Source organism: Nocardia sp. CY15, from assembly GCF_009829295.1.
GTDB classification, from domain to species: Bacteria; Actinomycetota; Actinomycetes; order Mycobacteriales; family Mycobacteriaceae; genus Nocardia; species Nocardia sputi.
Map to the genome: position 1 here is coordinate 16,528 of NZ_VUOT01000049.1, position 18,662 is coordinate 35,189.

Below are 18,662 nucleotides of genomic sequence, written 5' to 3' on the forward strand. Positions count from 1 at the left end.
CGCGCCGGGTACGCATCGCAGGCGGACGAGCCATTCGACGTGCCCGAGTCGGCGGGCGTCGGTGAGACCGAGTACGCGCAGCGCCCCGGTGGAGCGCAGTTTGCGCTAACGGCGGGCGACGGTTTGGTCGGACACGCCGAGCGCCGCGCCGATGATCGTGAACGGCGCGCGGCCGTCGAGTCGTGATCTATCTGCCGAATCCCTCGATCGGGGTCGCGGCATGCTCCACCGCATCGTCGCCTCTCTCGGGCACCAGCCCGCCTATCACACTGCGGTCCTGGTACCCCGGACCGCCGAGACGCTGGCCGCTGAAGCGGCGGAGCGGGGCAGGCTGCCCGTAGTGGCCATCGATGAAGCTCACCTTTTCGACAGCCATCAGTTAGAGGCGATCCGCATGCTCACCAACCACGACCTGGACTCTGTTTCACCGATGAGTTTTCGGCGGACCGGGCGTCTACCCGGAGAAGGGGTATTGAGACCTAGGAGGATGCATGCGGACGTTGGCGATCACCCAGAACATCACTGTCGACGGGGCGATCGAGATGCTCGGCGACTGGTTCGACCCGCAGGGACAGGGCGGCGCCGCTAATTCCGATCTTCTTGCGGAGTTGCACAAACAGGACAGCGAGGCGGACGGGCTGCTGCTCGGCCGCAATACCTTTACGGACTTTCGCGGCTATTGGCCCAACCAGACCGACGACCCGACGGGCATCGCCGACTACCTCAACCAGGTGCACAAGTACGTCGTCTCGGCAACGATGACCGATCCGGGCTGGGACAACTCGACGATTCTGTCGGGCGACCTCGTCGCTGAGGTTCGTGCGCTGAAGGAGCAGGCCGGCCGCGACATCGTGGTCACCGGCAGTATCACGCTGTGTCACGCCCTGATCGCTGCGGGCGTTGTGGACGAGTATCGACTCTTCACCTACCCGACCGTGCAAGGCCGCGGCAGGCGACTGTTTCCCGACGGCGTCGAACTGCCCGCCCTGACGCTGCTCGACAGCAAGGCGTTTCGCGGGGGCGTCACCTACACCCGCTACGCTGCGGCCTGAATCCCGAAGCGCCGCGCGGTGATCGAAGGTCGGTGCGAGCCTGCCACCGAACCGCGGGCCCCACATGTCACAATCGAACACACGTTCACCACATTGGAGGTTGCCCTATGACGATCACACAAGGTTCAGCGGGTCTCTGCGAATGTGGGCGCACCATGCCTGGCCTGGGCCAGTAGATGCTGCGCTCGTACCGAAGCGGGCCCGACAGGCGAACCCGACTCGACGTCGGAGAGAATCTCGTCGGGCGGTCCTAGGTAGACGAGAGTTCGGAGCTCAATGCCCCAGTGAGCCTGCTCACTGGGGCATTGAGCTCCCCGAAATACCTGCTCGAACAAGGTGGTCGGAGAGACGGTCCGCATGCCCGGTGGTGTGAGTGGGAGGGCTGGAAGACCCTGCGGTGTTGGTGCGGCCGGGGCAAGGTCGGTCAATGCCCGCGCGTCCTCGACGCGACCGAGATCCTCCAGCACCGAGCGCTGCGATCGGGTCAGCCGCTCACGCACACCGGTCTCGATCCCAGCTCGGCCGATAGCGGTCAGCGCCCACCCGACCCCTTCCTCGGCGAAACCGTGGCCGGTCAGCCAGTCGACAATCCGCAGGACGTGCCCGTGCTGTTGACCGCATGCAGTAGCCAACTCGCCCGCAGGCCGCGCGGTCCGGGTGAGCGTGCGCAAGACAGCAAGTCGCGGCAGGGTCACCCCCAGCTTCCTCATTTCGGACGACTTTTCATTTCGGACGATCAAGCTCCCTTCCCAACATTTCGAATCAGTGGATGTGGTGCTGCGTTCATCGCGAATCGTCGCTGATCCATCCACGACAGCCCAGTCGGCCACGATTAGAACGACTCAGTTTGTCGGTGATGCGGCCGGATCGCTGGCGCGGGTTCGTCGGGGACGCCGTACCCTTACGGCCACGGCACTCACGAAGCTCGTCAGATACAGATCCAGCAGTAGAGGCGTTGTCCTCGCACAACCGCCCGGCTGGCCAGGCCAGCGGCCTGGCCGAGGAACCACGCGAGGCCGTCCGGATCCGGCGGTGTGGGGAACACGTCCGAGGCGGCCCATTCCCGGGCAACGCCATGCAGCGAAGCGTGATCAGCGGCGGCGAGCGCATCACGCAGGGAATCCGTCAGCGACAGACACACCAGCTCTCCCTCGTCGACGGTCGCGAGCAGGTGGCCATGCCGCGGGTCGGCCCGGACAGCCTCGTCCGGCCGGCCTGTAAGGATCACTTCTGCCGGCAGCAGGTCGATAGTCGGGTCTACGCCGTTGACATCGAACCCGTCATAGCCCGTCGCGGCCGGTTCGTCGTCCTCGCGCACCACGGCCCGGATCGCGTCGTCATCGTCTGCAGCAGCGAAGTAGCCATAGATAACTCCCATGCGGTGATCTTGGCACCCACCACTGACAACCACTCTTGATCCCGGCCGGCGTCGCATCGTTCTTCCGTGCGCTGGTGAGGGCCCGGGTTCAGTAGTCGGCCAGCGGCAGTTTCGGCCGCCGAGCAGCGGCCAGCTCAGTAGCTTACTTTCACTGGCACAGGACACCCGCGTTCATGGTCGGTGATCTCGCCGACCTGCGGAGGGTGACGAGCCAGTCCGTGCCCGACGCCTGTCCCTGGTCGGCTCATGCCATGCCGACCAGGAAAGCTGTCGCGCGCCAGCTCGGCCTCCCATGTGTGGTCGCTGTCGACGGGCTCGACGACGTCGCCGCCGGGAGGGACATCCTGCTGGACGGATCAGCCGGGCGCGTATTCGTGCGCCCGGATCCTGAGACCGCGGCGTCGGCCGTCACGGCCTACCGTGCCTCGGCGGACCGGGCAGCGCGGTGGACCGGACTCGGCGCCACTGCCGACGGACATCGAGTCGAGGTTCTGGCGAACGTGCAGGACGGCACCGGGGCATGGGCGGCACGCCGCGGCCCGGCCGAGGGTGTCGGACTGTTTCGGACCGAATTGTGCTTCCTCGACCGCGAATCCGAGCCGACTGCCGAGGAGCAGATGGCCCGCTATCGTGAAGTGCTCGACGCCTACCCCGAGGCGAAGGTGGTCATCCGCACGCTCGATGCCGGATCCGACAAGCCGCTGCGCTTCGCCGGCCATGTCGACGAGGCCAACCCCGCGCTGGGTGTGCGTGGATTCCGGATCGCCGCGCGACAGCGGACTGCTCGACCGCCAGCTCGACGCCATCGCCGCAGCAGCCGACAGCAGACACGCCCCGTGGGTGATGGCCGCGATGATTTCCACTGCGGCAGAAGCGAAGGCGTTCGCCGACCAGGTCCGTGCCCGCGGGCTGGTGCCCGGCGTCATGATCGAGGTGCCCGCGGCCGCGATCATGACCGAAGCCATCCTCGAGCACGTCGACTTCGCGTCGATCGGCACCAACGACCTCGCCCAGTACGCGATGGCCGCCGACCGGATATGGCCTGCGTGCTCGCTGGTTTCGGCATCACCTCCCTGTCCGCGGCCGCCACCGCGATCGCCGCCGTCGGGGCCGAACTGGCCACCGGCACGATCGACGACTGTAACCGCGCCGCCACAGCGGTCCTGTCGACGACCGATCCGCAAGCCGCCCGCGCCGCGGCCAGATCTGTGCTCGCGGGGGGATATATCCTGGTAAGGCCATCAACGATGTTTGTGAACAGGTTCACATCAGCGGCACAGCAATCCGACGGTCAACCCCTGTCGCCCCGCACCGTGCCGAGCACGTCGGTGCCTGCGGTCGGGTCTTTCTGGACCGGCTTGTTCATGAAGTCATCGATAGTGACGTGAATGGCCGAGGGCGTCCGCTCCCGTGCCCGGTCGGCCAGGTCCGTGTGGGTGACAACCAGGTCATAGCTGTCGGTAAGGTTCGAGATCGCCTGGTTGACGACGCTGACCTCAGCGAATCCTGCGCTCTGGATCTTCCTTCGCAGTACGGAGGCACCCATGGCGGAGGAGCCCATGCCGGCATCACAAGCGAAAACAATGCTGGAAATAGTTGATATGGCGACCGTGTCGTTCGACGAGAGCGCGGCGGAGGCAATGGAACGCTTGCCTTTCATCGCCTCCATGGCTGCGGTGGCTTCGGCCAGGTCGGGCTCGTCGGTGACGCGGTCTGTTTTCAGCAGGAGAACAGCGACCAGAAACGTCACGGTCGCCGCGCCGACGACGGACAGCGTGACTCCGAGAAAGCTGCCGCTGGCAGTCTGCGCATACACCGCAATGATCGATCCGGGCGCGGCGGGCGCGCGCAAACCGGAGCGGGCATGGGGCGCATCGCGTTCCTGCTACTAGCATTGTTCGCGAAGATGGAACGCACCTTCACCGCCGAACGCGCCGCCCACGCCCGTGCCGTCGCCGAAGCCAAAGGCCGCCGCATCGGACGGCCCGCCGCCCATCCCGACGACAGAATCGACTACGCCCGCCTCCTGCGCGAACAAGGACGCAGCCTCGGCGAAATCGCAACCAAGACCGGGATACCGAAAACCTCCCTGCATCGATACCTCACTGCCACGACAAGCGAACGATGAGCCACGTCGTACGCAAGCACCCGAGGCAGCGACGGTCCAAGGACACCGTGGACGTGCTGCTGGAGGCCGCGGCCCAGATGTTCACCCGCGAGGGGTTGACCGCGACGACCAACCGGATCGCCGAACGCGCCGGCGTCTCGATCGGAACGCTATATCAGTACTTCCCGGACAAGCACGCGATGCTTCACACGCTGGCCATGCGGCATCTTTTCCAGGGAGGTGAGCGACTCGGTCAGGTGTCCATCAGCCTCCGGACGACCGAGCCGCCGTTCGAGGAGACCATGCGCGCGATCGTCGATGTCGTTGTCGACCTGCATCGCGACCGGCCCGCTCTGCACGCCCTCCTGCATCGGGTCGCCGCACGGCTGCCTGGGGAGCTAGCGGCCTTGCTCGCATTCGAGGACTATCTCGTTGATGAGATCGGCTATCACCTCGAGCGTTGCGGCCGTGGTGGCGACGATGCGGCGCTGACGGCACGGACGCTGGTCCATGCCGTCGATGCGCAGGTGCATCGGGTTCTCACTCGGCACGAACTCACAACCGATGAGGTGATGGTCCTCGTGCACAGGCTCACTCCCGGAATCGGGGAATGACCCTCACGCCCTCAAGTCCCTGACTCGTGCCAGTACCGACCGCAAGGTCGTGGCGAGCTGAGTCACGCCAGGTTCCTCGATCGGGAAGTGTCCGCAGTTCTCAAGTAATACCAGGTCGGTCCCGTTCGGTATCCGTTCGAGGAACCGGATGCTCAGCTCCGCTGGTGTCCAGCGGTCTGCAGCGGGATGGACCAGCGTGAGCGGTGCGGCGTGGAAGGTTTCAGGCGGTGTGTGCCGGAAGCCGAGAAAGCTGGTGAGGAAGCCGAGTGGGACCTTCACGCCGCCGCCTCGGGGATCGGCCGCGCATGCCCGGGACAGGGCCGAGTCGAGACTCATGTTGTTCATGTCGACTACCCAGTTGTTCATGTCGACTACCCAGCGGATCGGTACTTGGACGCGACCGAGCAACGGGTCCATCGCGCGCAGCAGAACGGGCGCGGCTGTGCCGGTGAACGACCAGCGGGTGGCCGCGCGGCAGGCAGCGGGATCGCCGGGATCGAGTAGGCAGGTCGCGACCACGTGGGCGACGGCACCGGTGCGCGCGGCGACCTCGTAGGCCAGCATTCCGCCCATGCTGGCATCGAACAGAACCAGTGGCCGGTCATCGGATTTCGTTTCGGCACGCACGAATTCGCAGAGCAGATCGATCCAATCCTCGTAGCGCACCGAACCCGGATCCGGTTCGACGGTATCTCCGTACAGCGGGAGATCCACGGCCATCACGTCCACGTCCTCCCGTGCGGCGAGTGCGGCGAGGGGCCACAGCAGACCCGAGTAGCCGCCCGCCCCGTGAATGGCCAGTGCCCGCACCCCCGCGTCACGGTTGGCGGCGCGGGCGACGTGGACGCGTTTGCCGCGCCACGACCACCACGTCGGAGTCGGATGGATCAGCGATTCCTGACGGTACTGGTCGGGGAGGAACCCCGCGTATCCGATGTAGTCCACACTCCGAGCATCGACGCGGAACTCGGCGGACACAACTCGCGTCCGCCAGGGCGCTCGAGTCTCGGGAATCACCTTTCTACCTGCGGCGATTGGTCGATGCTGCGCGCTGTGGTGCTGTCTACTCGCTTTTGACATCACCGCACTCGATACCGCGTCGGATACGGCCTCAGCCCGGGACGTGTTCCCGGGTGAGGTCCAGGCGGGTGTTCATGTCGAGTCGGAATCGGCCGTAGGGGTTGATATTGGACCAGAACAGCGGGCTCAACGCGCGGCGTTCGTTGTCACCGATCAGGTCGTGGAATGCGTGGTCGTCGGCAATCTGTTCAGCAAGCCGCTTGCGCAGATCCCCGACCTGCACGGCCTGCTCAGCCGCTACCTCGGCCTGCCCGAATCCGGTTACGACAAGCCGCTGTTCCTCGGCCAGGGCCTGCGCGGCACCGACGTGATCACGCCGGAGACGCTCCGCTTCGCCGCGGTGCTGCGGGCAAACGGTCAACCGGTGCCGCTGCACACCTACAACGACGACCACAGCGGAACGGTCAACGCGTCACTGCCCGACTCGGTGCCGTTCGTGCGCGGCCTGTTCGGCTGAGCCTGCTGCCTGCGGCCGCTCATCGAGCGGCCGCAGGAGCTGTCAGATCACGGGAAGCCAGGGCCCCGGCCGCCGGACAGGCTGCTGAGGGCGCACACCAGCGCCGCGAACGGTTCGGTGACGCCGCCACAGCTCCCCGCGACCGACTCGGCCGGTGCGATCGTCTGCGGTTCGAGCGGCAACGGCGCCGCGCCTGCCGCTCCGACGCCGGCCACGGTTGCGGCACTGATCAGGGCGGCGACGGCCAATCCACGTACTGCGAGCATTTCGAACTCCTCGTGCGTCGGGTAGATGGCCGAACCTACCCGGCAAGTTTTCATCTCACATGACCCGAATTGTGAGGTTCCCAGCGAGAGATCGATGTCCAGCAGCGCATCCAACCCCGCGCACCGCTCGAGGGTGAACTCGTGCGCCAGCCGATCATAGGTCTCGGACTGAGCCTGCTCGCGTGCATGCGCGACACGGCGAACCAGCGTGTCCGGGCCTGGCCGGATCACCCGCGCCGACACCAGATACTCGCACGCGAGCTGGAACAACAACGTCGGGGAATCATGCTCCATCGACCGCGCCAGCAGGAACTCATCCAGTTCCTTCAGCTCCATCGACCCCGGCGGCCGCCACCCCAGGAACTGCGCAACCAGCCGCAGGTGCTCAGTGCGGGTTTGTGCCCGCTTGCCGTAGGAACGGATCAGCGAAGCATCAACTTGCAGCTGCTCGGCCAACCGAGCCACCGCCACCGGCGGCGCATCAGCCACCCTGTCCGGCACGAACCCCAACCACGGCAGCGTGCACAACGCCACCGCCAAACCCAACCTTTCTTCCGGGCCACGCCCCCGCCCCGGCGTCAAAAACGCGACATCAGACGGAGTGAGCGTGAAGAACCGGAACAACTCCTCCCGGCTGATCTCCGGAAACTCCCGCAGACGCGCCAATTCCTCGTCCGCGAACACCCGCGTCGCCACGAAACCCGACCTCCAGCACACCAACCAACCTCAACGGCAGCCAAGCCAACCACCACCCCAGCACACCCGCAGCCCAAACAAGACAACACGACATCGGTGCTGGTCCAGCCATTGTCGTTGTTTTTCGCGCGAGTTCTACCGGGACCCCTGGAAGGACCGGGACCCGACCCTGCCCGTCACCGAACTGCAAGCCGCATGGGTACCCGGCGAACCGGTGCTCTACATCGGCAAAGCCGAGCCCGGCGCCACCGGCAGACGCGGCCTACGCCAGCGGCTCGACGAATACCGCCGCTTCGGCGCCGAACTGGGCTCATGCGGGTGGCCACGAGGCAGTGACGTAGCGGGTGATGCTCATTATCAGCGCCAACGCTTCAGGCAGCTCGGCGATCGGCCGACCGAATCGGGCCGCCAGCTCCTGCGAACTGGCGGAATCCGTAGACCATTCGTGTGCAGCGAACCAGACATCGGGGTTCGTGCGGTCGTCGGTGTAGATCAAGTTCATGGGATCGTTGTCTCGGAACAGCGTGTCTTTCAGGTCGTCGCCACGACTGTCGGCAAAACGGTCGAGGGGATCGAAATCGGTAATCATGTCGCACGCCGCCCGGCTACCCGGCGCCGAGAGTCGATGGATGCGTTCGAACAGCAGATCTTGAGCAGTGCCCGGCAGATAGGGCAATAGGCCTTCCGCGATCCATGCCGTGGGAGCTGCAGGGTCGAACCCGCCCGCCAGCAGGGCTGCTGGCCAATCGTCACGCAGATCCGTCGGGATTTCGCGGCGATCTACCCCAGCGACCGCGTCGTTGTCGGTCAGCACCTGCCGCTTGAAGTCCAGCACCTTGGGCTGATCGACTTCGAAGACGACTGTGTCGGGCGGCCATGGCAACCGAAAGGAACGGGCATCCAAGCCAGCAGCCAGGATTACTGCCTGCCGCACACCGGCAACTGTGGCGGACACGCAGAAATTGTCGAAGAATTTGGTACGAAGTCCGATGGCTCCGAGCATCAAAGGTGACTTCGCCGCCGCGGCTGGATTGTCGAGCAGATGCTGCAACCCTTCATGGCCGGAGGCGGACACGAACATTGCAGCGAAATCATCCCGGACCAGTGGGTCGGGCTGCCCGGACTCCAGTGCCCGCGCAGCAGCAACACCCAGGGCAGTGACGCCGACACTGCTCACGATATCCCAAGAGTCTCCCTCGGTACGCATGGGTTCTCCAATTCTCTCAGCCGATACTTCTCGACCCTGTCTCGAAGACGACGCGAACGCGCTTCACTGGGTCGATTGGTTCGACCCTGCCTTCTCAGTAACGCCGCCGCATCAGTACCTCGGTGGTGCTACCTAAGCGAAAGATGGCAACCCGCTGCACGCGGCACCCCCACTCGTGTATCACTTTGCTCTCGGGAGGCGGGTCGAGGAGTTGTCTTCGGGGCTGTCGGGTTACCCCTGATCACATGACCACGATCGAAAATTGCTCAGAACAAGCCCCTTTCGTTCCTGGGGGGCTGTCTGCGCATGCAGTTGCTCGTCACGGCCGCGGTGAGTCGTCGACGAACCCTGCCGTCCTCCACACCAACCCTGCTCACGAGCGGTCACCGTATCCGGCGATCGGCAATGTCCATGCTGTCGTCCGAGAAGGTGAGCGCGACCAGCTGTATCGGGTCCTGTGGTGGGACGGCGAAGGCAACGCTCTGATCGCCGACCCCGCCGGCTGGCTGGAAATCGCTGCCAACCGTCCCGGATTCCTGCGCCTGGAAGGACGACCACCGTCAGCAGCCGGATAAGGGCCGCGATCGGCACGTGCAACCGCCTGGGTCCACCAGGAGTTTTCCGCACGCTCGATGGAGCGTGTGTCAAAAGCTTGGCAGGATCGGGTGGCAGATCAGCATCGACTCCGGGATCATGCGTGCCCATCAACACGCGGCCGGAGCCCGCCGTGACAGCGACGCTCAGACCGAGCCACCTGGCGGACCCGGCGAGAACGAGCTTAGAGACCACGCACTCGGCCGCTCCCGTGCTGCGGCCTTGTTCTACGGGTCCGCGACTTGCGCTGTGGAGCAAGCTGGGCTAATACTTAGCCTCATGGCTAAGTATTCTGTGGTGCTGGACGACGTATTCGCCGCGCTGGCGGATCCGTCTCGCCGCGCAGTGGTCCAGCGCCTCGGGTCCGGTCCTGCCAGCGTCGGGGAGTTGGCCGAGTCCGCGCCGATCACGTTGCCGTCGTTCTTGAAACACATTCGCGTCCTCGAGTCCAGCGGGCTGATCCGGACGGTCAAAACCGGTCGGGTGCGCCGATGCGAACTGGACCGCGAACGGTTCCGGCTGGTCGAGGACTGGCTGGCCGAACAGCGCCGCGTCTGGGAAGGCCGCACCGACCGGCTAGAGCAATTCCTCACCGAAACCAAGGAGTCCACCGATGAATCCTGATCTCGACCTCACCGTCCACCGCGTCATCCGTGCGCCGCGTGCGAGCGTATGGAACGCTTGGACTGATGCGAGCAGCCTTGCGCGGTGGTGGGTTCCCGCGCCGACCCTGTGTCGCGTCGAAAGACTCGAGATCAGGCCCGCGGGTGCTTTCGTAACCACGATGAGTGACGACGGTACGGAATTCGTCCCACACCTGGACGCCTGTTTCCTGGTGGTCGAGCAGCGCGAACGCCTCGTGTTCACCAACGCGCTCGACAGCAGCTGGCGTCCGGCCACGGGGGCTCCGGTGCCGATGACAGCCGAGATCACCTTGCGCGATCACCCGGACGGCACCGACTACCGGGTACTCGTCCGGCACGGGGATCCGGCCGCGCGGGCTCGTCACGAAGAACTGGGATTCGCGCACGGGTGGGGGACGGTCACCGAGCAACTCACCGCGCTCGTCGAGAGCGAGGTCAGGGCATGAAGCTCGCGCTCATCCAGTTCGTCACCCTCGACGGAGTCAGCCAGGGACCCGGTTCACCGGCCGAGGACACCAGCGACGACTTCGATCGCGGTGGCTGGCTGGTGCCCTATCTGGACGAGATGTTCATTCAGCGCACCTCCGAATGGCTCGATGCCGCCGACGGACTGCTGCTCGGGCGCCGCACCTACGAGGCGTTCGCGCGGGACTGGCCGGCTGTCACCGATCCCCGTGATCCCTTCACCGAGCGAATGAACGCACTGCCGAAGTACGTGGTCTCCAACACCCTGACAGCGGGTAGCTGGAAACCGACAACACTGCTACCCGGCGACCCGGTCGCCACCGTCGTCGACCTGAAACGTCGACCGGGCCGCGAATTGCAGATCCACGGCAGCTCACACCTCGGCGATTGCCTGCTCGCCGCCGGCCTGGTCGACATCGTCCGACTCGCTGTCGCCCCCACCGTGCTGCGAACAGGAAGACGACTACTCAGCGGCGCCGGCCCGACCACCGGCTTTCGACTCACCCGCCACGAGGCCACCAGTCGCGGCCTGCTCCTGCTCGAATACGAAGTCGGTGGACCCGCACCAATTGCGGAATTCGACGGCGTCGCCCAGTTCGTCTGAGCCCTTCCGCGGCACTGCGATGTGGTCGAGGGATCGTGGCGCAAACTGCTGCGCGCGCACGCGCAGCAGTTTGCGCCTGGTCTGGTCGTCCGGCAGTACGCGCTCATGTTTCGCGCCATCCTGCCGGCAGGTCCGCTGTTCCGGGCAGAATCAGTACGCGGTTGCCAGGCGCTTCCGGTGATGGCGCCGTGCGTGCGGATCTCGATCAGCCGGTCGAGCGCGCCCGCGATGGCTTTGTCACTCAGTCCCGCAGAGGAATGCGCCGCAGCGGTTCCGTCATCGGGCGCGCCCTTCCGGGCACTGCCGTCGCGACCGAGCGGGCGAGAGGCCTATAGGCCTGTCTCACCCGCTCGACTCGCGTCTCCACGCTGCCTGGCTGCCCAGTCTCGAATCGCAGAGACGAATTCCTCGGGCGCATCGGACTCCACGTAGGTGCCCGCGCCCTCGACGATCACGGTCCTGTGGTCGGTGAACGTCGCTTCCAGGCGCTCACGCTCCTGGGAACGGAAGGCGATGTCGGCGTCACCCCACACGATCAGTGTCGGCATGTGGGCGAGGTTGGTCAGCCCGGCCTCGACCTCGGCGAAGAAGTCCCGGCTGGCGAGGACCCGCCCGGGAAGCACGGCGGAGGCCTGGCGCCGCTCCGGAGTGTCCAACGCCTGGCTGTAGTGGGTCATTTCGGCCGCGGTGGGCTTGCGCCTTCGGTGGCCTGTGGGGATGAAGGCATTGACGAGGAGGTTGAGCCGCCGGACCAAGAAGCGGACGGGGAGTCCGCCGATGATGCGACCGAAGGCCTCGAAGTGGAGAATGCCGTTGACCGGCCAGGCCCAGGTGTTGGCTAGCACCAACCGATCGAAGACGTCGGGCCGTCGCTGCACGACCGCCAGGCCGATCATGCCGCCCCAGTCTTGCCCGACCAGCGTGACGCCATCGAGGCTGAGCGCGTCGACGACCTCGGTGACTACGTCCGCGTGCTGCTCTGGCAGGTAGCGGTAGCCGGGCTTTGCCGTCGACAGACCGAAGCCCGGGTAGTCGAGGGCGATGCACCGGAAATCGTCGCGCAGTGCGCGGATCACGTCGCGCCACAGGAACGACCAGGTCGGGTTGCCATGTAGGAACAGCAGTGTGGGACCCGACCCCTCATCGACATAGTGGACGGTATGCCCGCCGATGTCGACGAATCGACTCTCGAACGGGAACAGTTCGTCATCGACCCAACCGGGCCGCACGCTCTTGGTGGTATCGGCCATGGTGGCCCCCTCAGGGCTCGGCATCAAGGTATGCTTGAGCATCTCACGCACACTTTAGAACATCAAGCGATAGTAGAAATGATGCGTAGCTATGGCCAGTACTGCGGGCTTGCCCGTTCTCTCGAAGTCGTCGGTGACCGGTGGAACCTGCTCATCGTCCGCCAGCTCCTCGTAGCGCCCGCCCGCTACCGTGACCTGATCGAGGGCCTGCCCGGCATCGCGACCAACCTGCTCGCCGACCGGTTGCGTGACCTCGAAGCCTCGGGCGTGGTCGAGCGGCGACTGACGGGCGAGGGCAGCGTGGTCGAGTACGCCCTGACGCCGTGGGGTGCCCAGTTACGCCAGCCGATCGAGAGCTTGATTCGCTGGTCCACTCCGTTGATGGCCAGTGGGCCCGCCGACGGTGATTCCTTTCGCCCTGAGTGGCTCGCTCTCGCACTCCCGGCCTTGCTCGACACCCGGGTCGAGGTTCGTCCCTCGGCGACGGTCGGTCTCGAGATCGGTGACGCGCCTTTACAACTCCGCGCGACGAGCTCGGGCTTCGAGGTCGGCCCGCAAGACGGTCGCCATCTCGATGCCACCGTCCGCGCCGATCCTGCCTATGTCCTTGGCCTCGCCGCCGGCGCCTTCTCCCTCATCGATGCCCGCTCTCTCGGGCTGGTCGAGGTCGACGGCGACGAGTCCGTCGTCCGCACCGTCTTCGCCGCCTGACAGGGTCGTTCCGCCAGCCGACCTGGGAATTATCGGTCAATCTCGACGTCACCCGGCGGCAGCGGCTCTGGCGGATCGAGCTTGGAACCTCGCGTTGGATACTTCTTACGCTCGTTCGGCCAAGCGGCGGTCGTCGCGGCTTAGACTGTGCGCCAACCGACCCCGTACTTCGTCTGCAACGCCCGACCCGACATCCCCACTCGCGCGTCACGTCGGATAGCGGCGTAGAGCTCGACCTTCGTCTGACGAGGCCACGGCGACTCCCTCCAACGCATGTGTATGGGGCGAAGCACACGCATCCTTGCACCGCAACCAAGATCACGACGTCAAAATTCGCCAACACGAACATCTTCAGATCGAGAGTGACGTCAGGGTCCACCGATCGGTGACGTCACAGATCGCCGATAGAACCAATCTCGTGGACAACTGTTGCGATCTGTTGGGGGATGTGGAATACGTACGGCTCCTCGAGCCAATCACGGTAAAGCGATCCGATCGAAACCACCGCCCCGAAATAGGGCGTGGGCCGCGAACGCGCCGCGCGTGTCCCTGCCGTCGAACCGACGACCGCGAGAGAGGCGCGGCTGGCTGGCACGTCGGGTGACGACACCGCCCGGTGACGCACCTGCGGGACCACGGTAAGAGCTTGTTGCAGCGGTCAGCCTCTCAGGTCGCGGCGGGTGTAGCCGTAGAGTCCGATCGCTGCCATGGCGGCGGCGATGGTGGTGAGCGCGGTGCTTGCGGCCCAGTCGGGTGCGGTGGCGGGTACGGCGGCGAGGTGGGTGAACGGTGAGATTTCGCGGACCCAGGCAGGTGCGCCGATGCTGTGAGCTAGGACGTCGAGCAGGAATCCTCCGACGACGGGCACCGCGCCGATCGCACCGACGGCGTCGGGGTACCAGCCCAGTGCCAGGACCGCGGCGCCGAGCGCGAGCAGGGCCACCGGGGCGACGTTGGCGGCACCGGCGAGGGCCTCACCGAGGCCGAGCGGCGCACCGGTGAGCACCGCACCAGCCCACATCGCGACCGCGGCGGTGAACAGCAGGACTGCGAGCCCGGTGGCGGTGACGGCGATTTCTGTTCCGGTCGAGCGGTACCGTGACAGCGGCAGAGCGTGCAGGGCGGTCCAGCGGCGGGCCTTCTCATCGGCGGCCATGGCTGCGATCCGGATGGCGGCGTAGAGCCCGGACGGGATGGCGAGCAGCGCGAACATCGTCGCGGCGAACCCGGAAGCCGATGCGAGGCCACCGAAACCGGCTGTCGCCGCGAGTTCGGCGAAACGGGGGTTTTTGTCGAAGAATTGGAGGATCGAGGAAATCAGCGCCCCGATCAGCAGGAAGTAGGCGGCGATCCCGACCGCCCACCCGGTGGTGGGCGCAACAGTACGCCGTACAGCGAAACCGGCCACCGATCCGAGCAGACGGGTCCGGGCTGCCCGGGTGTCGGACAGGTCGATCACGGCGCCGCCGAGGTCACGTCCTGCCGCGGTGACGAGAGCGCACGCGGCCGGCACGATCGCAAACCCGAGCAGGACGAGCAACGGTGCGACCCGGTTGTCCGCGTACGGTGCGCTGCGGGCGGCGAGGCCGAACGGGGTCAGCCACGCAGTCCAGGCGAGCGCGGCGACACCGTCGGAGAGCATGCGCAGCAGCAGGCACACCCCGAGCACGGCCGAGGCCAGCCCGGTGGCCGCTGCCCGCGACGGCAACAGTTGCGCGGCGAGCAGTCCCACGCCCGCGAAGATCGCGGTGGTGGCGAACACCGATGCCGCGTGCAGGACCGCTCCGGCGGGGTCGGTGCCGGTCACGACCAGCCCGGCCCCGACCCCGAGTGCGATCACGGTGGCGGCCAGCCACAGTGTGCCGGCGCAGCGCGCGAGCAGGTCCACCCCGCGGAGCCTGCCGCCGAGCAACAGCTCCCAATGCCCGGCCTCTTCCTCGCCACGGGTGAGCCGGGTGGCGGTCAACAGCGCCCATACGCCGCACAGCACCATGACGGGGGTGCCGGTGCGCCAGACGGTGAACCCGCCCGGATCGTCGAGGGCGAGCGGAGCGCCGAACAGGACGCGCACGGCGGGGTTCTCGGCCAATGCGTGCAGGGCATCGGAATCCATGGTGTCGGCGAAGGTGGTGCGGTACTGGGCCGCGACGAGAGCCGACAGGCCGGTGGCGGTGAGCGCGACGATCGCTGCCCCGCGCCGCGCCTGGCGTCGGGTGAGCCGGGCCGCTGCCCGCCCCGGCGCAGGGACGTTCACCGGTTGCGAGCCGGCCGTGGTGGCGGTCATTGCCGTGCCTGCCCGTAGTAGTCGAGGAAGATCTCCTCGAGGGTGGGTTCGCGTGAGGACAGTGCCGTCACTTGTGCCGCGGCGAGGGCGCGCAGCGCCGGTGCCGCGGGCCCGGACAGCGTGAACCGCATTCGTCCTTCGTCGAGTGCTTCGACGGCCTCGACACCGTCCACGTCGCTCAACGTCGGCGCCTGGCCCTGGTAGGTGATTTCCACGATGGTGCGGCGCAGCCGGCGCAGCTCGGCCAGGGTCGCGATCTCCACGAGCCGGCCGGAGCGCAGGATCGCGACCCGATCGCACAACGCCTCGACCTCGCCGAGCATGTGCGAACTGAGAAACACTGTCTGCCCGCGATCGCGGGCTTCGGCGACGCAGTGCCGGAACTCGCGTTCCATGAAGGGGTCCAGCCCGCTGGTCGGCTCGTCGAGGACCAGCAGCGGCGCCCGGGAAGCGAACGCCGCGATCAAAGCGACTTTCTGCCTGTTGCCGGTTGAGTAGGTCTTGGCGGGTTTGTCCACGTCGAGGGCGAAGCGGTCGATCAGCTCGTCGCGATACGCCACGTCGGTGCCCGGCCCTACCCGGGCGAGCAGCTCGAGGGTCTCGGCGCCGGTCAACGACGGCCACAAGGCGACGTCGGCGGGCACGTATGCGAGGTGGTGGTGGGCACGTCGCACATCGGCGGCGTCGGCGCCGAACACCCGCACCGTGCCGGCGGTGGGTCGGATCAGGCCGAGAAGCAGCCGGATGGTGGTCGACTTCCCCGCCCCGTTGGGCCCGAGGAACCCGAACACCTCGCCGGGAGCGACGTCCAAGGTGAGGTCCTCGACCGCGACGGTGCGGCCGAAGCGTTTGGACAGATGCTCGATCGAAACGGCTGCGCGGGTATCGGTGGCGCGCGCAGACAGCGCCGCTGCAGCAGTAGACATGGAAGCCCTTCCAAGGTCGGCGGATATGACATGCCGACCAGACTTCCCGGCGCTCCTGAGAAGAAAGATACGCCACCGTGGCCGTCGCCGCGGCCTTTCGACAGAGGGTCCGGTCGTGGCCGCGAGCGATCCCGCGTTGGGGGATGCCAACCGGTTCAGCCCTGTCGAAGCAACGTGGACGGGACCGGGAACCGACCACATGCCGCACGTGGCCTACGTTCGATACATTGCGCAGATGTTCTGCTTCAGTTGTCGTATCCGGAGGTGGCGACGGGGTCACCGACATCCCCGATTCCCAGCGGCCCCGCCAGTTGCGGCCCGATCACGAACCACACGCCCGCCGCCACTGCCAGCCACCCGCCGAAACTCGCCACAAGTCGATTACGGCTCACCAACATGAGCAATCCACCGATGGCCGCGGTGACGCCGGGCAATACCTGGAGCCACCCGCGCGCCGCCGTCCACACCCATGGCTCGTCCGGAGTGAATGCGAAATCGAAAGACGGCCCGATGAACGGGATCAGCGCACCCCAAATCCCCAGGAGTAGCACCGCGAGCCCGCCGAGGGCTCCACGGCTACGTGGAATCCGAAGCCTACGGCCGCCTCCTGCAGAAACATTGTCGTCGACGTCCCTCATGACGCCTCCATTCGTCGAAGTAGGTGCATGTACCGCCTACCCCTTGCCCGCCGCGATACGCACGACCACCGCAGCCGAGATCCACAGCCTCCGGTGCGCGCGGAGGAGCATGCCTGCGCAGGTATGCGCGTAGAGCGCTGGATGGACCGCTTGATAAGCCCGACAAGCGGCAGCGGCGGACACTCGCCCAGGCCGCAGTGCCCAGCTCGGCGCTGAGTTTCCGAGCAGTCGCCGGCGAGGTCGGCGATCACGCGAGTTCCCAGCCGTCATTCGATCGCCGTCTTCACCGTGGCTGGCTATCCACTCTGGAACGTCGAGGATGCCTGAAGCTGCACGCCTTCCTTCTCGCAGTCGCGTCGCCATTTGCAGGCGGCGAGGGCGCCGCAGTGTGACGACGCCCTCGCGCGTGGTCAGTTGGCCAGGTCGCGCTGGTTGAAACGAAGGAGGCCGGCCCCGACCAGGACCACCGAGATCACATCCAGGACGGCGGCGTCGGTCCATTGGATTCCGTTGCGCAGCGGTTCTCCGCCGATGTAGTAGTGGAACGGCGAGAGATACTTCAGCCAGTCGGCATTGATGACACTGGCGAGGCTGTTGGCGGCGTAGGCGAGCACTCCGACGCCCGCGGTTCCAGCGAGGACCGGGCCGCGCCTTCCGGTCGCGGCGCCGACCCCGATCGCCAAGGCGCCGAGAACGATTGCCAGCAGTATCAGGTTGAGGCTTTGGGCGGCGAACTCGCCGATGCTGATCGAATCGAGATCGGCTGACGAGCGAATCGCCATCATTCCGAGCAAGACCGTCACTCCGATCGCCACGGCACCGGTGGCCAGGGCGGCGAAGCGTTACAGGGCCAGCCCGGTGCGGCTGACCGGATACGCCAGCAGCAGATCCAGGTACCCGGATTCCTCGTCACCGGCGATCGCGCGGGCGCCGAAGGTTACTCCGAAGAACATCGCCAGCAGCGGCAGCAGCCCGGCTGTTGAGAACGGACGAAATCGGACCTGTGCGGGTCTATCTCGGCTACCGGTTGTGGGGGTTAATGGAAAGTGCGGGCCCGCAACAGAATCCGGGGGATCACTCCCGGTGCCGTATCGACCAGGAGGCAGCGTCATGCCTATTTCTCCCAATCAGGGGTCGACCGGAGGCGGGACCACGGTCACCGTCACCGGCACGAACCTCGCTGGTGCCACCGCGGTGCGTTTCGGCACCAAGCTGGCCACCATCACCGCGAACACACCGACCTCGGTCACCGTCACCTCCCCATCCGGGTCGGGCACGGTCCCGGTGACCGTGACCACTCCAGGAGGGACCAGCAACCCGCTGTCGTTCTTCTATGTCGGGGCGCCGTTCAAGTCCGCCCTGTCCGCGGTCTCCGGTGTCACCGCGGGCGGTAATACCGTCACGATCACCGGGACCGGCCTGTCCACCGCGACCGCGGTGAACTTCGGCGCCAACGCCGCGACCCCGACGGTGGTCAACGACAGCACCTTGACGGTGACAGTGCCCGCGGGCGCGGCAGCGGGACCGGTGGGTGTCAGTGTCACCACCGCGGGCGGCACCAACATTCAAACTCGGTGACGGGCTCGAAGCCCTCGCCCGGCACGGCCGGCCGGGGTGAGAATTCGGGTCTCCGGCGCCTGCATGCCACCACTGGTTCACCGATCGGGGTTGTGCCCCTTGCCTGTTGAT

At 66.5% G+C, this 18,662-nt stretch carries 21 protein-coding genes and 4 pseudogenes; 11 read left to right on the forward strand and 14 right to left on the reverse strand.

The window, feature by feature from the left end; genetic code table 11:
* Positions 1-187: 187 nt before the first annotated feature.
* Positions 188-376 carry a hypothetical protein gene (locus tag GVY39_RS35450; RefSeq protein ID WP_159930557.1) on the reverse strand — a complete coding sequence of 63 codons (189 nt, stop codon included), beginning with the start codon at positions 374-376 and terminating at the stop codon, positions 188-190.
* A 115-nt stretch (positions 377-491) separates the two neighbouring features.
* On the opposite strand from GVY39_RS35450, the gene GVY39_RS31395 reads away from it, so the two are divergent.
* Positions 492-1,052, forward strand: coding sequence for a dihydrofolate reductase family protein (locus GVY39_RS31395; RefSeq protein WP_159930558.1), 561 nt, complete (start codon positions 492-494; stop codon positions 1,050-1,052).
* A 125-nt stretch (positions 1,053-1,177) separates the two neighbouring features.
* Here GVY39_RS31395 and GVY39_RS31400 read toward each other — a convergent pair whose 3' ends face one another.
* Together GVY39_RS31400 and GVY39_RS31405 are read right to left on the reverse strand one after the other, a co-directional pair.
* Positions 1,178-1,747 (reverse strand): hypothetical protein, encoded by a 570-nt coding sequence (locus GVY39_RS31400; RefSeq protein ID WP_159930559.1) that lies wholly within the window; start codon positions 1,745-1,747, stop codon positions 1,178-1,180.
* Between the two features lie 233 nt (positions 1,748-1,980).
* Positions 1,981-2,430, reverse strand: coding sequence for a hypothetical protein (locus GVY39_RS31405; protein ID WP_159930560.1), 450 nt, complete (start codon positions 2,428-2,430; stop codon positions 1,981-1,983).
* 269 nt (positions 2,431-2,699) lie between these two features.
* Here GVY39_RS31405 and GVY39_RS31410 point away from each other — a divergent pair.
* Positions 2,700-3,644, forward strand: a pseudogene (locus GVY39_RS31410) (putative PEP-binding protein); the annotation flags it as partial.
* A 140-nt stretch (positions 3,645-3,784) separates the two neighbouring features.
* Here GVY39_RS31410 and GVY39_RS31415 read toward each other — a convergent pair.
* A pseudogene (locus GVY39_RS31415) lies at positions 3,785-4,288 on the reverse strand (PTS mannose transporter subunit IIA); the annotation flags it as partial.
* A 6-nt stretch (positions 4,289-4,294) separates the two neighbouring features.
* Between GVY39_RS31415 and GVY39_RS31420 the strand changes: the two are divergent.
* Entirely contained in the window at positions 4,295-4,558 is a 264-nt protein-coding gene (locus GVY39_RS31420) for a helix-turn-helix domain-containing protein (protein WP_201295415.1), read from the forward strand.
* A complete protein-coding gene (locus GVY39_RS31425) occupies positions 4,555-5,151 on the forward strand; it encodes a TetR/AcrR family transcriptional regulator (protein ID WP_159930562.1) in 597 nt (198 codons plus the stop codon). Before GVY39_RS31420 ends, GVY39_RS31425 begins: the two co-directional genes overlap by 4 nt.
* 3 nt (positions 5,152-5,154) lie before the next feature.
* Here the strand turns inward: GVY39_RS31425 and GVY39_RS31430 are convergent, their stop codons facing one another.
* Positions 5,155-6,096: an alpha/beta hydrolase gene (locus GVY39_RS31430; protein WP_159930563.1), complete on the reverse strand. Its 942-nt coding sequence runs from the start codon at positions 6,094-6,096 to the stop codon at positions 5,155-5,157.
* Positions 6,097-6,391: 295 nt separating this feature from the next.
* Between GVY39_RS31430 and GVY39_RS31435 the strand changes: the two genes are divergently transcribed.
* Entirely contained in the window at positions 6,392-6,688 is a 297-nt protein-coding gene (locus GVY39_RS31435; protein ID WP_236565773.1) for a hypothetical protein, read from the forward strand.
* Positions 6,689-7,023: 335 nt separating this feature from the next.
* Here the strand turns inward: GVY39_RS31435 and GVY39_RS31440 are convergent.
* Positions 7,024-7,650 (reverse strand): annotated as a pseudogene (locus tag GVY39_RS31440) (DUF4158 domain-containing protein); the annotation flags it as partial.
* A 310-nt stretch (positions 7,651-7,960) separates the two neighbouring features.
* The gene (locus tag GVY39_RS31445; protein ID WP_159930564.1) at positions 7,961-8,857 is read right to left on the reverse strand and encodes a class I SAM-dependent methyltransferase; all 897 of its coding nucleotides are present in this window, start codon (positions 8,855-8,857) and stop codon (positions 7,961-7,963) included.
* 245 nt (positions 8,858-9,102) lie between these two features.
* Here GVY39_RS31445 and GVY39_RS31450 point away from each other — a divergent pair, with 245 nt between their 5' ends.
* From GVY39_RS31450 to GVY39_RS31465, 4 genes are all read left to right on the forward strand, one after another.
* Complete coding sequence (locus tag GVY39_RS31450; protein ID WP_159930565.1) at positions 9,103-9,432, forward strand: hypothetical protein; 330 nt, start codon at positions 9,103-9,105, stop codon at positions 9,430-9,432.
* A 298-nt stretch (positions 9,433-9,730) separates the two neighbouring features.
* The gene (locus GVY39_RS31455; protein ID WP_159930566.1) at positions 9,731-10,075 is read left to right on the forward strand and encodes a helix-turn-helix transcriptional regulator; all 345 of its coding nucleotides are present in this window, start codon (positions 9,731-9,733) and stop codon (positions 10,073-10,075) included.
* Positions 10,065-10,541 carry an SRPBCC domain-containing protein gene (locus tag GVY39_RS31460; RefSeq protein ID WP_159930567.1) on the forward strand — a complete coding sequence of 159 codons (477 nt, stop codon included), beginning with the start codon at positions 10,065-10,067 and terminating at the stop codon, positions 10,539-10,541. The genes GVY39_RS31455 and GVY39_RS31460 overlap by 11 nt, the downstream gene beginning before the upstream one ends.
* Positions 10,538-11,164, forward strand: coding sequence for a dihydrofolate reductase family protein (locus tag GVY39_RS31465; RefSeq protein WP_159930568.1), 627 nt, complete (start codon positions 10,538-10,540; stop codon positions 11,162-11,164). Before GVY39_RS31460 ends, GVY39_RS31465 begins: the two co-directional genes overlap by 4 nt.
* A 329-nt stretch (positions 11,165-11,493) precedes the next feature.
* Here the strand turns inward: GVY39_RS31465 and GVY39_RS31470 are convergent, their stop codons facing one another.
* Positions 11,494-12,456: an alpha/beta fold hydrolase gene (locus GVY39_RS31470; RefSeq protein ID WP_370523852.1), complete on the reverse strand. Its 963-nt coding sequence runs from the start codon at positions 12,454-12,456 to the stop codon at positions 11,494-11,496.
* 39 nt (positions 12,457-12,495) lie between these two features.
* On the opposite strand from GVY39_RS31470, the gene GVY39_RS31475 reads away from it, so the two are divergent.
* Positions 12,496-13,125, forward strand: a complete 630-nt coding sequence (locus GVY39_RS31475) for a helix-turn-helix domain-containing protein (protein ID WP_159930569.1) — start codon at positions 12,496-12,498, stop codon at positions 13,123-13,125.
* A gap of 391 nt (positions 13,126-13,516) precedes the next feature.
* On the opposite strand, the gene GVY39_RS34870 is transcribed toward GVY39_RS31475, so the two are convergent.
* The 6 genes and pseudogenes from GVY39_RS34870 to GVY39_RS35455 all read right to left on the reverse strand — a co-directional run bounded on the left by GVY39_RS34870 (position 13,517) and on the right by GVY39_RS35455 (position 18,085).
* Positions 13,517-13,762, reverse strand: coding sequence for a hypothetical protein (locus GVY39_RS34870; RefSeq protein WP_240679488.1), 246 nt, complete (start codon positions 13,760-13,762; stop codon positions 13,517-13,519).
* A gap of 21 nt (positions 13,763-13,783) precedes the next feature.
* Complete coding sequence (locus GVY39_RS31480) at positions 13,784-15,409, reverse strand: ABC transporter permease (RefSeq protein ID WP_159930570.1); 1,626 nt, start codon at positions 15,407-15,409, stop codon at positions 13,784-13,786.
* The gene (locus GVY39_RS31485) at positions 15,406-16,335 is read right to left on the reverse strand and encodes an ABC transporter ATP-binding protein (RefSeq protein WP_159930571.1); all 930 of its coding nucleotides are present in this window, start codon (positions 16,333-16,335) and stop codon (positions 15,406-15,408) included. Before GVY39_RS31485 ends, GVY39_RS31480 begins: the two co-directional genes overlap by 4 nt.
* 260 nt (positions 16,336-16,595) lie before the next feature.
* Positions 16,596-16,973 (reverse strand): annotated as a pseudogene (locus GVY39_RS31490) (hypothetical protein); the annotation flags it as partial.
* A gap of 410 nt (positions 16,974-17,383) precedes the next feature.
* Complete coding sequence (locus tag GVY39_RS31495; RefSeq protein ID WP_159930572.1) at positions 17,384-17,776, reverse strand: hypothetical protein; 393 nt, start codon at positions 17,774-17,776, stop codon at positions 17,384-17,386.
* A gap of 39 nt (positions 17,777-17,815) precedes the next feature.
* Entirely contained in the window at positions 17,816-18,085 is a 270-nt protein-coding gene (locus GVY39_RS35455; RefSeq protein ID WP_369412185.1) for an ABC transporter permease subunit, read from the reverse strand.
* On the opposite strand from GVY39_RS35455, the gene GVY39_RS31505 reads away from it, so the two are divergent.
* Complete coding sequence (locus tag GVY39_RS31505) at positions 18,084-18,551, forward strand: IPT/TIG domain-containing protein (protein WP_201295416.1); 468 nt, start codon at positions 18,084-18,086, stop codon at positions 18,549-18,551. The two genes, GVY39_RS35455 and GVY39_RS31505, sit on opposite strands and share 2 nt — an antisense overlap.
* Positions 18,552-18,662: the final 111 nt, after the last annotated feature.